Annotated in this window: 7 protein-coding genes; 1 reads left to right on the top strand and 6 read right to left on the bottom strand. The window is 64.2% G+C overall.

The annotated features are described in order from the left end of the window. Window positions 1–693: 693 nt before the first annotated feature. Window positions 694–1710, bottom strand: coding sequence for an amidohydrolase family protein (locus VEK15_25405; GenBank protein HXV64062.1), 1017 nt, complete (start codon window positions 1708–1710; stop codon window positions 694–696). A gap of 292 nt (window positions 1711–2002) precedes the next feature. On the opposite strand from VEK15_25405, the gene VEK15_25400 reads away from it, so the two are divergent. Continuing rightward, the gene (locus VEK15_25400) at window positions 2003–3127 is read left to right on the top strand and encodes a DUF4388 domain-containing protein (protein HXV64061.1); all 1125 of its coding nucleotides are present in this window, start codon (window positions 2003–2005) and stop codon (window positions 3125–3127) included. Here the strand turns inward: VEK15_25400 and VEK15_25395 are convergent. The 5 genes from VEK15_25395 to VEK15_25375 form a co-directional block, all read right to left on the bottom strand. Then, the gene (locus VEK15_25395) at window positions 3101–5656 is read right to left on the bottom strand and encodes a molybdopterin cofactor-binding domain-containing protein (protein ID HXV64060.1); all 2556 of its coding nucleotides are present in this window, start codon (window positions 5654–5656) and stop codon (window positions 3101–3103) included. The two genes, VEK15_25400 and VEK15_25395, sit on opposite strands and share 27 nt — an antisense overlap. Beyond that, window positions 5653–6573 carry an N-carbamoyl-D-amino-acid hydrolase gene (locus VEK15_25390; GenBank protein HXV64059.1) on the bottom strand — a complete coding sequence of 307 codons (921 nt, stop codon included), beginning with the start codon at window positions 6571–6573 and terminating at the stop codon, window positions 5653–5655. Before VEK15_25390 ends, VEK15_25395 begins: the two co-directional genes overlap by 4 nt. Next, window positions 6570–7832, bottom strand: a complete 1263-nt coding sequence (locus VEK15_25385) for a Zn-dependent hydrolase (protein HXV64058.1) — start codon at window positions 7830–7832, stop codon at window positions 6570–6572. The genes VEK15_25390 and VEK15_25385 overlap by 4 nt, the downstream gene beginning before the upstream one ends. 172 nt (window positions 7833–8004) lie before the next feature. Continuing rightward, on the bottom strand, window positions 8005–10341 hold the full coding sequence (locus VEK15_25380) for a protein kinase (protein HXV64057.1): 2337 nt from the start codon (window positions 10339–10341) through the stop codon (window positions 8005–8007). Beyond that, window positions 10239–12372, bottom strand: a 2134-nt coding sequence (locus VEK15_25375; GenBank protein ID HXV64056.1) for a hypothetical protein, incomplete at its 5' end; no start/stop codon positions are given. The genes VEK15_25375 and VEK15_25380, both read right to left, overlap by 103 nt.

Raw genomic sequence — 12372 nt, 5'->3', positions numbered from 1 at the left:
GCGAGAAGGGGCTTTCCAGAAGGCCTTCTCGCAAGGCGCCGATCCGCCGCGTGTAGAAACGGCCGAACCGCCGAACCGCCTCGACCCGCCGTGCCCGGAGGGATTCGTCCATGTCGTTGACATTGTCTTAGTTTTTAATTGCTAAAGTCAATTAAATTTTGGGCCTTTCCGGGCAAAGTAACTGAAAGTTGCCAAGTTTTTCCATACGGGAGTTGGTCGCCGGGAGCCGTCGCGCTTCTAACAGTCCGGGGCAGCTTCCTAATCGTCGACAGAACATGGCTATCGGGGCCAAGCCGGCAACGAGCTCCTCCGGCGCTTCCACTCGTACACCGCGCGAGCAAGGGCCTCGTAGCGATTCGATTCGGCGAGATCCGGGGCGAGCAGGCCGGGTATAGAGTAATTTGCCGGGTTCTTGCCTCGCCGATGGTCGACAGAGCTATGGAGTCGAGTTGGCTCGATCCTTCTCACCGACTTCCGCCCGTCGGCCTATACTAACAGGCTGATGAAAAAGTACCGTCGAGCCTGCGCGAGCGGAGCGAGCCCGGCGCAATCGTCCGCATTCGGGCTGCTTCGAAGGAACAAGATGTTGCGGGGCTACATCGAAGGGCTGCCCAACGCAAAATTGCCGCGCCGTAAGCAGCCCGAGCCGTGGCGGCTCGATCGAACACAGGTCCCGCCACGGCATTGAGCACTCTAAAGACGCTGAAAAAGGCGCTTGGCTTGCTCCCGAGCCTTTGCCCGCACTTCTTCGGCATCGACCCGCGTCGGTTTGCCTCCAGTGAGCACTTTTTCGCCGGCCACTTCGATCTCGAGAGGACGAATTCCCGGCGTGAAAGCGACGTGCCAGGGTGTCATGGGCTCGTACGACCACGTAACCCGGTCGCTTCGAGCCTCGGGGATTAGATCCCAGCCCGCCTCGAGCCAACCCCAGGCTTTCTCGGGAGTAGCGGTGACGTCCTCTTCACGGAGGCGAAAGTAGGCCATGCGGAACGCGTCGAGCATGTTGCCGCCGATTCCGTCGGTTCCCAGTACCACCCGATTGCCGCGCGACGCGGGAGAGGCGTAGCCGACGGAGTTATTCATGTTGGAGGCAGGATTGTGGGCGATGGTACCGGGAATGGCCCGGTCGAGATGGATGGCGTGGGCGAGTAGCCAATCATCGCGGGAGCGCTTCTCCAGTCGGGCTCCGGCCGTCGCGTCCTCTGGCCCTTCGGCGACGTGGATGTGGACGCCGACGCGGCGTTCGCGCGCCAGAGACGCGATGGCATCGAGGGTGTCCTCCGACAGCGTGAAGCAGGCGTGTGCGCCGACGTAACCCCGGCCACCGGCGCGCAAGAAGCGCTCGTTCTCGGCGAGTCCCGCCTTCGCCTCCTCGGGGCCGTTTCGATCGGTGACCTCGTAGCACGTCGACACCCGGACTCCGACCTCGGCGCAAGCATCGGCGATGACGGTGAGTGAGCCGTCGATCGCGTTGGGGGACGCATGGTGGTCGAGAATGGCTGTGGTACCGCTCTCCAATGCTTCGACCGCTCCGAGCAGGGCCGACCAGCGAATCATGTCGAGGTCGAGAGCTTTGTCGAGACGCCACCAGACGAGCTCGAGGATCTCGGAGAAGCGCTTCGGGGTTCTTTCGGGCGCCGGCATACCGCGGGCCAGTGTCGAGTAGAGGTGATGGTGCGCGCAGACGAGACCGGGCGTCGTGTTATCCATACGAGGAGGAATCAGAGTATCGGGTGAGGGCCGTTCGAGCAAGTACATCTCCAGCTTATCGACCTTTGCCAGTGTCGGAAAACCTGACACTCCATGGCGGAGAGATAACCCTTTTCGATTTAAGAGATTGCCCGGTTCAATCGCATAATCCCCGTCGGAATTCTTGACAGTTCGTCCGCGGTGCCCGCAGCGATGAATCCACAACTCCAAGCAAGACAATGAATTGAGTGCGTATGCCATTGTGGTCCACGGATTGCTTCAAGTTCTTCGGAGACAGTGTGAGAGTAGAGGAATGGCGCACCTCGTGGATTCGGACACTCAGAACAACGAGACCCTCTCGCGCGCCGTCCTGATCGTCGAAGGCCCAGAGCGTCCGTCGCAGCGCCTGCGGGAGGCGACGCGCACGGCGGGATTTCGCGTACTGACCGCTGACTCCGGGCACGTAGCTCTATCGGCGGTCAAAAAGGCGATGCCCGATGCCGTCATCCTGAGCTCGGACATCGGCCCTCCCGGTCCCTCGGAGATCGCTCGCCGCATCAAAGAAGACGAAGCGACCGCCGAGATCCCGATACTCCTGATCGGGACGAACGCCAACGCCGACCCTTTCCTCTTTCCCACGGAAGCCTATCTCTCCTGTGCGACGAGCGACGAAGAGCTCGTCCGAACGTTGCGTATGTTGACGATGCGGACGCCGCGGGTTCGATACGGCGGAGAGCGCCAAGCGGCACCGTTGCAAGGGGATCTCCAGACCGATGACTTCCCTCAGGTTCTACAGTTTCTTTTGGCTACGGGTAAGACGGGCCGCATCACCGTTTCCGACAACCAGCGCGGTCAAGGGCATATCTTCTTGGCAACGGGCGACATCGTCGATGCGAAGCTGGGGCCTGTGCAGGGAGTGAAAGCATTTCATGAGATCTGCTTTCTCACGAATGGAACCTTTCGCTTCGAGCGGTTGACTCCCACGCGTCGAACGATGTGCAAGAATGGCCTGGAGCTGCTTCTCGAGAGTGCTCGAAGGAGAGACGTCGCCGAACCGAGTCATGAGGTTCCGGTGAAGACCGCATCGACCGCGGCTCCTCCTGCCCCGCGGTCCATTCCCGCGAAACTCGCCCTTGCCGCCGTCGCGCTGGCACTCGTCGGGATCGCCACATACGCAACCAGCGTGACGCATCACGACGCGAAGGTGTCGGCGGCGGTGACAGTCAGCGTCTCGAGCGACCCCGCGGGAGCGCAGGTATCGGTCGACGGACGCGAGGCGGGCACGACCCCGATCGAGTCGATTACCGTGAGTCCGGGAAAGCTCGTGTTTCGGCTGGCGAGGGAAGGGTGCGAGACCATGGTCGAGTCGGTGAACATAGCCCCTGACGACACGGGGCGTTCACTCCTGTTTTCACTTCCTAGCCCTTGCCATCGGTAGCGTATTTCGCCAGGTCCCATCGAGATCGTGCAGCGCTGCAGCTACCGCGCCCGCGGTAGGAACCAGACCGATCTCGCCGACACCCTTGATACCGTAGGGAGAGTTGGGCTGAGGACACTCGATCAGCCGGACTTCGATCTCGGGCAGCTCCGACGGTCTCAGGATCCCGAGGCTCTTGAGCGTCAGGTGGGTGGGGCGTCCCTTTTCGTCGGCGGGAAACTCCTCGCTCAAAGCGAACCCAAGCCCCATGTGGATGGATCCCTCGATCTGCCCCTCACACAAGATCGGATTGACGACGCGACCGACGTCGTGGGCCGCGACCACCTTCTCGATCCTTCCCGTGACGCGGTCGGCGATTACGAGTTGGGCCGCGTAGCCGAAGGTCGAATGAATCACGGGATGCTCGAGCCCCTCTTCCAGAGAGTTGGTCCAATCGATGCGATAGACCCCCATGTGATCGACCCCGGGCTTCCTTTTGGAGCTGATGGCGGCGCGGCAGGCGTCCCGAACCGACCCAGCGACCATGAGAGTGGCGCGAGAGCCAGTCGTCTGGCCCGCTCCTAGCTCTCGGCTCGTATCGACGAGGACTCGGACGCGGTCGGAGGCAACCGCTAGCTCCTCGACCGCGACCTGGCGGGCCACGGTATGGACCCCTTGTCCCATCTCCGTCCATGGGTGTCGAACCACGACGGTCCCGTCCTCTTCGAATCGGACGACCGCTTTCGCGATCTCTTTGAAGCCGTTTCCCAGTCCCGAATTCTTGAGGCCGAGCGCGACTCCCACTGCCTTCCCATCGGCCCGGGCAGCGTCGTAATCCGGCTTGAGCGCCTCCAGGCACACACGGGCGCCGAGCGATCCGTCATCCATAATCTGCCCCGGCCCCCATACGGCGCCAGGCGCGATGACGTTTCGAGCGCGAATCTCGAAACCGCTGATGCCGACTTTCTCGGCGAGGCGATCCAGGACCCCGTCCATGGCGAAATGTGCCTGGTTGGCGCCGAATCCACGGAAGGCCCCACAAACGGGGTTGTTGGTGCGCACGGCGAGCGCCTCCACGTCCACCGCGGGAACGCGGTAGGGACCGGTGGCGTGACCGGCCGCCCGCTCGAGCACCTTCATTCCCACCGACGCGTAGGGTCCGGAATCACCCACCATTCTGGCCCGGATCGCCGTCAGCTCTCCCTCGGCGTCGCAGCCCGCCCAGTACTCCATGCGGATCGGATGTCGCTTTGGGTGTATCTGAAGCGACTCTTCACGGCTGAGGGTGCACTTGACGGGTTTTCCAAGGAGGTAAGCGGCGAGCGCGGTCTGCGCCTGGTTCGACATGTCCTCCTTGCCGCCGAAAGCACCTCCGTTCGAGACGAGCTCGACGAGCACGCGGTCCGGGGGCACACCGAGGACCGAGGCGATCTGGTTCCGGTCGTCCCAGATACCCTGTCCGCCGGAATAGACCCGGAGCCTGCCATCGTCCTCGGGAACGGCCAGAGTCGATTCGGGCTCGAGGTAGGCATGTTCCACTCGCTGAGTCTGGAAGACCTCGTGGACGACGTGGGCGGAGGCAGCGAGGGCCTCGCTGACGGGACCTCGGCGATAGGACGAGCGTGAGAGCAGGTTGCCGTCCAGGCTCCAAACGGCATTTTCCGAGTCATCGATGGCGGCCAGGGGATCGGTTATCGGCCGCAGCACGCGGTAGCGGACGTCGACCAGACCGGCGGCCCGACGCGCCGTCTCGCGGTCCCGCGCCACGACGATGGCCAGCACGTCGCCGAGGTACGACGTCGTGCCGCCCTCGGGGATGAAAACCGGCCAATCCTTGTGAATCAAACCGACGCGAAGCTCTCCCGGTACGTCCTTCGCGGTGAAGACCGCTTCGACTCCGCGAACCGAGAGAGCGCGGGAGACCTCGATGGCGACGACCTCGGCGCGCGCGTGATCGGACAACCTCAAGGCCGCGTGCAGCATTCCCGCCGGACGCATATCGTCGATGTAGGGTCTTCGTCCCACGGCGAGATCGCACCCCTCGTATTTCATGCTCGAGCTTCCTATGCCGCCGGGAGGCTCGGAGACCACATCCTCGCCCGCGGCGAGAGCCTCGAAGGCGTCGAGGATCTTGACATAGCCGGTGCAGCGGCACAGATGCGTCCCGAGGTATCGGGAGCTCTCCTCGCGCGTGAGAGCTGCCCCTTTCCGGTCCAGAAGCGACTTTGCCCGCATGACGATGCCCGGCGTACAGAAGCCGCACTGAAGCGCCCCCTTCGAAGCGAAGACCCGCGCGTAGCGGTCGAGCTCATCGGGGACCATACCCTCGAGGGTCGTGACGTCCTTTCCCTCGACGGACTCGACGCTCTGGGTGCAGCTCGTTATTGCCCTTCCGCCGACGAGAATCGTGCAACAGCCACACTGGCCGGTTGGCGAGCAGCCGTCCTTGGGCGAGATGACTCCCAGCTCTTCCCTCAGCGCGGCAAGCAGGTGCGGGTGAGACTCCCGGATCGAGACCTTCTTGCCGTTGAGAATGAACGTGGTGGTCATGAGGAAACGGCGCCTCGCCTTTCAGAAATCAACTTGTAGTGCTCGGGCATGCGATAGCGCTCGAAATCGAAAAGGGTCTCCTTGTACCTCTTGCATAAATCGAGATCGCAGCGGGCCACGGCCAGCTCGTCATCGCTCGTGACGCAGGTGGCGACGATTTGCCCCGACGGAGCGATGATCGCGCTTTCGGCGAGCGAATCGACGCCCTCCTCGCATCCTCCTTTGGCGACCCCGACGACCCACATTCCGTTCTGATAGGCGCCTGCCTGCATCACCAGGTGGTTGTGGAACGGGGCGAGCGTGTCTTGACTGGGCTCGGGCGGATAGTGGATCGGGGTGTTGTACCCGATGAGGACGAGCTCTGAGCCTCGAAGAGCGAGCACACGATAACTCTCGGGCCAGCGTCGATCGTTGCAGATCGCCATCCCCACCCGGCCGCCAAAGGCGTCCCACGCCTGAAATCCATCGGGACCGGGCTCGAAATAGCGGCGCTCGAGGTGCTGGAAAGGGCGATGGGGCTCGTTCTCCGAGTGTCCCGGGAGATGCACCTTCCGATACCTGCCCACGATGGAGCCGTCGCGCTCCACGAGAATCTGCGTGTTGTAGCGATGCCCCTCGGGAGTGAGCTCGGCATACCCGAGACTGAATCCGATCCCGAGGCTTCTGGCCCGCTCGAAGAGCGGACGCGTTTGCGGGCTCGGCATCTCCCGCTCGTAGAAAGCGTCCAGTTCGTCTTCGTTCTCGATGAACCATCGTGGAAAAAACGTCGTCAGGGCGAGCTCGGGGTAGACGACGAGGTCGCAGCCATGCTCCTTCGCTCGATTCAGCAGGGACAGGAGGCGCTCGACGACGTGTTCTCGCCTGTCGGCGCGCCGGATGGGTCCGAGCTGGGCTGCCGCGATCACGACCTCTCTCATAGGGCATCCGTCTCGGAGAGAGTCAAGACCACTTGAGCGAGCACGTTGGCGCCCATCTCGATGTCGGCGGGCTCGGTATGTTCCTCCGGATTGTGGCTGATGCCCTTGACGCTCGGGGTGAAGATCATGCCCGCGGGGCACACCCGAGCGAGCATCTGGGCGTCGTGGCCGGCCCCGGCGGGAAGGCGGCGGACGGAATTGCCCAGTCCGCGGGCGACGTTCTCGACGAGCTGGATGATACGGGGGTCGAAATCGACCGGCTCGAATCGCGCGAGCCTCCGGGTCGATATCTCGACACCTTCGGCATCGGCGATGGTCCCCAGATACTCGTCGAGTCGACCTTCGGCCTCTTGCAGAAGCCTCTCCTCGACGTTACGCAAATCGACGGTGAAGACCGCTTTATGGGCGACGACATTGACCAGGTTCGGCTCGAGTCGGAGAGAGCCCACCGTGCCCACCTGCGTACCCCCCATCTCCTGGGTGAGCCTGCGCACGAACGAGACGACTTTCCCGGCGACGTAGCCGGCGTCGTGGCGATAGACCATCGGTGTCGTGCCCGCGTGGTTCGCCTGGCCTTTCACCGTGACCTCGGTCCAGGAAATGCCCTGGACTCCGGTAACCGCGCCGATACGGATGCCCTCCGCCTCGAGGATGGGGCCTTGCTCGATGTGGAGCTCGACGTAAGCATGAGGGACTGGGCCGGGGGAGGGGGCGATTCCCAGATAGCCTATTCGACGGAGATCGTCGCCGACGCGCGTCCCGTCGATGCTGACCGCGTCGTGCGCTTCCTCCAGGGAAAGGCCACCGGCATAGACGAGGCTTCCCATCATGTCCGGCGCGACCCGACTGCCTTCCTCGTTCGAGAAGAAAGCGACCGAGAGCGGACGTCTGGTCGTGAGCCCGCGATCGTTCAGCGTCTCGACGACCTCGAGCCCGGCGAGAACGCCGAGGTTCCCATCGTAACGTCCTCCGGTACGGACCGTGTCGATGTGGGAACCGCACATGACGGGTGGACCGGTGTCGAGTCCGGGACGAAAGCCGACGACGTTTCCGATAGCATCTACACTCACGTCGAGGCCTAGCTGGCGCATCCAGCCCGTCACCACGTCCCGTCCCGCCTTGTCGGCCTCGGTGAACGCGAGCCGGTTGCATCCGCCGTCGTCACGAGCTCCTTCCCGCGCGAGCTCCTCGAGCCGTCTCATGAGTCGCTTGCCGTCGATCCGCAGGTCGCGCCGGGTGTCGCGGGTCATTTCGCCCATGGCAAGCTCCTCCGAGAACATGTTACCTCAGGTGAGAGCAGGCCTAGCAGGGTGATGAAAAACTCAACCCACCCTGCGCGAGCGGAGCGAGCCCGGCGCGCTGGCCGCGCCGTAAGCAGCCCGAGCCGTGGCGGCACGATCGATTACGGGTCCCGCCACGGCCTTGAGCACTCTAGGAGAGTCCCATCCTTTCGAGGAGGAATCGGAAGCGCGGATCCTGCCGAACCGGGTCGAGCTCGATGGCGGCGTTGATCAGAACGAGCGCGCCATCGCGCGCTTCGAACGACCGGTCGAGCCAGCGGAAGAGCGCATCGTAATCGCCCAGACCGAGGTGCACGAGCGCGATCCACATCGAGCTGACGTAGCCTTCGGTCTGCCGATCCGTCAATTCTTCCAGAAGCGCTCTCGCGGTGGACGCGTGGCCGGCGAGCCCGTGCGTATATCCGAGAACACCGACGTGGTTCGCCGAACGGCCACCCAGGCGAATCGACTCCTGAAGCTCGGCGATCGCCTCGTCGTAACGCCCCTGCTGCGCGTAGGTATCCCCGAGACCGTAGTGGGCGAAAGCGAAATGAGGGTCGAGGGCCACCACGCGGAGAAATTGTTCCGCCGCCCGATCGAGGTCGTGGAGGAAGTAGTAGACGTAGCCGAGTTGCGTCTTGACCTGAAGGTCCAGCGGGTCGAGGCGCTGCGCCTCATGAAGCTCGACGAGCGCGTCGTCGTAACGCCGTTCCAAAACGGCAAGACGCCATGCGTTCCATACGTGCAGATCGGCGGCGTTGGGTTTGACGCTCAGCGCCCGCGCAAAAGACTCCTCGGCGACGCGCCGATCCCAGTCGTGGTAGATGGCGATGAGCCCGCGAACTTTCTGGGCCTCGGCCAGGCCGGGATCGAGCTCGAGCGCTCGGGCGATTGCCGTCTTGGCCTTCGGAATCGTATCTCGTGCCGCCAGAATCCCGAGGCCGGAATAGAGCCAGACGTAGCACTCGGCCAGAGCCGCGTGAGCGGAGGCGTAAGCGGGGTCGAGTTTCGTGGCGAGCTCGAAGCTCTCGATGGCCTTCTCGACCCAGATGTCGCTCCACTTGTGCAAGGCATATTTGCCTTCGAGGTAGGCCTCGTAGGCTTCGAGACCTGGCTTGGATGGGGCCGCGGGTGCGATCTCGGCACGGAGCTCCTCGGCAATCCGTTCGGCGATCTCGTCCTGTATGGCAAAGACGTCTTCGAGCTCGCGGTCGAAACGCTGGCTCCAGAGCTGGTACCCATTGCCGGTGTCCACGAGCTGGACGCTGACGCGAACGCGATCTCCCGCTTTGCGCACGCTCCCCTCGAGCGCGGTTCCTACGTTGAGCCGCGATCCGACCTCGCGGACGTCGAGTCCTTTGCCCTCGAAAGCGAAGGCGGAAGTTCGGGCGACGACCTGCAGACCGGAGACCTGGGCGAGACGGCCGATGAGCTCCTCGGAAAGGCCGTGGCAGAAATACTGCTGGTCTTGCTCCGGGCTCAGGTCGAGGAAAGGAAGGACGACGATGGACGCCGCCGTCTCCTTCGTCGTGGGAAGCGGGGCTCGGCTGGGATCGGATAGAGCGTCGACCAGCTCACCGGCGCTCCGGAAACGGCGTGCCGGGTCTTTCGCGAGGGCCCTTTCGATCACCACGACCAGCTCGGCGGGCAAGTCGGAGCGCAGCGTTCTGGGAGACGCGGGCGTCTCGTGCAGGAGGGCGTCGAAGAGAGCGGCGAGGGTCTCGCCGCGGAACGGAGGCACGCCGGTGCTCATCTCGTAGAGGATGACCCCGAGCGCGAAGATGTCGGTGGCGGGGCCCAGGCTCTTTCCCAGGGCCTGCTCGGGAGACATATAGCCGACCGTACCCAGGGTCATTCCCGGGCTCGAAGCGTCGCGCACCATCGTGGCGGACTCGGTGTCGACCGACGTCGGTGAAAAGAGCTTGGCGAGCCCGAAATCGAGAATCTTGACGTGATCGCTCTTGCCGATCAAAACGTTGTCGGGCTTGAGGTCGCGGTGGAGCACCCCGGCATCGTGAGCCGACTGGAGACCGCTTCCGATTTGCCGAGCGATGGCGACGATCCGGTTCGTTGGCAGCGGCCCGAGCTCGATGAGCTCGCGGAGTCTTCGGCCGGCGACGAGCTCCATCGTGATGAACGAGACCCCGTCCGCTTCCTCGATGGAGTGGATGGTGACGATGTTCGGATGGTTGAGCGCGGCGACGGCTCGCGCCTCCCGCTCGAAGCGCACCCGCCGGTCATCCGAAGCGGCGAGCTCGGGAGGAAGCACCTTGATGGCGATGTCACGGCCGAGCTTCTCGTCGCGGGCGAGGTACACGACCCCCATCCCGCCGCTTCCGAGCTCCTCGAGAACGCGGTAATGCGCGAGGGTGCGGCCGACCAAGCTCACGCGGAGGGTGGAGGAAACACCGAGCGGCCACACTTGCAACGGCTCGCGTCGGGTGTCCCCTTGTACCAGACGCGGGTCGAACAGTGAGGGCAGCTCCATTTGCTGTCCAGCTCCTCGATGCGGGCGAGGGCCGCCGCCACCTCGCTCGCGCCCGACCGCGTGCTGCTCGCATGCGCCTCCACATTGAGCGTCGCTTGCACGTCGGCCTCGAGTCCGCGGAGGAGACCGTCGAGCTCGTTGAGGAACGGTTTGGCGGTGTCTTTGAGCGCCCGCCTCACTCCGGCAAAGAGCTCGCCGAGCTCGCGACGGTCGTTCGCCGCCCCACGACGGAAGGGAAGACGGGCACGGAGCGCCTGGCAAACTTCCTGGAGCTGCTCCTCCAAGGCACGCCGCGCCTTGGTGGCGGCGCCGTTGGCGTCTCCCGCCGCGAGTCGGCTTCGAGCGGCTCCGATGATGGAGCTCGGATCGTACGCCGACGTTCGGGGACCTTCGCCGTAGCTCCATGACGTCAGCTCGAGTCGCCTCCAGCTCGGAGCACGCCGTACCGTTTGCTCGAAGAACTGGTGGTCATGGGTGAGAAGAATGAGCTGCCAGCTAGAGAAATCTCGCGCCAGCATCTCGGCCAGCTGGCCCCGATGCTCGAGATCGAAGCTGTTGATGACGTCGTCGAGAACGAGGAACCCGAGCTTCTCGTTGAACGTTTCGGCCATGGCGAGAAAGAGAGCGATCGCGAGAGAGTTCAAGTGCGATTCGCTCAGCACGCCGTGCGGGGGACGCTGCCGCGTCCCGTAGAAATCGATGGCGAGCTCGACCCCTTTTGCCGTCCATGGCTCGATCCCGACGCTCGAGAGGTTCTCCCCCGGATGCAAGCCGGCGTAGATCTCGGCGACTCGTCGGCTGATCTTTTGGAGGAGCTCGGTCAGGTCTTGCTTCTGGCGGTCCTGGTAGGCGTCGAACACGCGGTCCGCGAGGCTGCTCGCCGCGGTGGCCCTCCGGGCGCGATCTTCCGACGCGCGCCACAGCTTGACGTGCTCGCAGAGCGTGGCGAGCAGGACGAGCTGCTGCTCGCGGGTGGTCGAGGGGGTCGGCCCCCCCATCGCCGTTCGCGCCTCCTCGTCCCATCGAGCCAGGGCTTCGAGGTAGCTCTCGACTGCGGCCACATCGGGTGCACGGCGCGCCTCGATGGCGTCCGAAAGCGCCGACCGGGGTGAAGCGGGGAGAGTCGGGAGCTCGAGGGACAGTTTCGCCGCCTCTTGTCGAATCCGGCTCCTTCTCTGCTCGGCGAGGGTGAGTTGGTCGACGAGCGCGTTCATCTTTTCGGCGGCGCCCTCGAGCTCCCGCGAGGTCTCGAGCAGGGACGTGAGCCGGGAAGCGATGCGGCTCGAGAGCTCGCTGATGTCCACCTTCTGCCCGCACAGAGGGCACGAACCGTCGGAGCCCGCGGTTTCGAGCAGCGTCTTCGCTTCTCGCAGCAGGGAAACTTTCGGCAGCTCGGTCGCTCTCTCCCCCTCGACCAGGCTCTTCCAGTGCTCGAGAACCGCCTCGTCCCCGTGGGGTCTCTCGAGCGAACGAATCTCGGCACCGAGGCTCTCACGATTTCCCGGAGACACCGCCGCCAGGTTTCCGACCGCGTCTCTCACCCAGCTCGGGTCGACGACGTCGTCGAGTGACCGGGGTTGCGGAATTCCCAGGTTGGCGCAGAAACCCTGGATCTGTTTGACGACGGCTTCCTCGGACAACACCGTGCCCTCGCCGCCGAGCGCCCGTCGCGCCGCACCGACGTCTTCGTCGGCAGCCTTCGCGAGCTTTCTGAGCTCGTTGCGCGCTTGTTGCAAATCCTGACGAAGGCTCTCGATGTTCCCGAGGCCGAGGATGTCGACGAGAGCCTTCCACTTTTCGGTCTTGGTCTTGTTGATGAAATCGGCGAGCGTCCTGCCCCGGAGGAGAAACGTCTCCCGGTTCGCGAGCGAGAGCTCGTCGGGCTCGCGCTCGTCGGGAAACACCACCTTCCCTCCGAGCCCGCCGGACGTGACCAGCTCGACCGAGGTTTCCCCCTCCTTCGCTCCACCGAGGTTCCGCACCGCGTGCTGGCGCCCCTCGTGCGACAGGAGCTCGATCTCCCCGGTAAAG

This window comes from Vicinamibacteria bacterium (genome assembly GCA_035620555.1).
Classification (GTDB): Bacteria; Acidobacteriota; Vicinamibacteria; order Marinacidobacterales; family SMYC01; genus DASPGQ01.
Note: the sequence above shows the minus strand (reverse complement) of the source record. Positions and strands in the feature narration are given on the sequence as shown.

What these genes read in the sequence shown, in the direction of transcription:
- VEK15_25400 (HXV64061.1), top strand. Translation starts at nt 2,003, where the DNA reads ATGGCGCACCTCGTGGATTCGGACACTCAGAACAACGAGACCCTCTCG.
- VEK15_25390 (HXV64059.1), bottom strand. Translation starts at nt 6,573, where the DNA reads ATGAGAGAGGTCGTGATCGCGGCAGCCCAGCTCGGACCCATCCGGCGC.
- VEK15_25380 (HXV64057.1), bottom strand. Translation starts at nt 10,341, where the DNA reads ATGGAGCTGCCCTCACTGTTCGACCCGCGTCTGGTACAAGGGGACACC.
- VEK15_25385 (HXV64058.1), bottom strand. Translation starts at nt 7,832, where the DNA reads ATGGGCGAAATGACCCGCGACACCCGGCGCGACCTGCGGATCGACGGC.
- VEK15_25395 (HXV64060.1), bottom strand. Translation starts at nt 5,656, where the DNA reads ATGACCACCACGTTCATTCTCAACGGCAAGAAGGTCTCGATCCGGGAG.
- VEK15_25405 (HXV64062.1), bottom strand. Translation starts at nt 1,710, where the DNA reads ATGGATAACACGACGCCCGGTCTCGTCTGCGCGCACCATCACCTCTAC.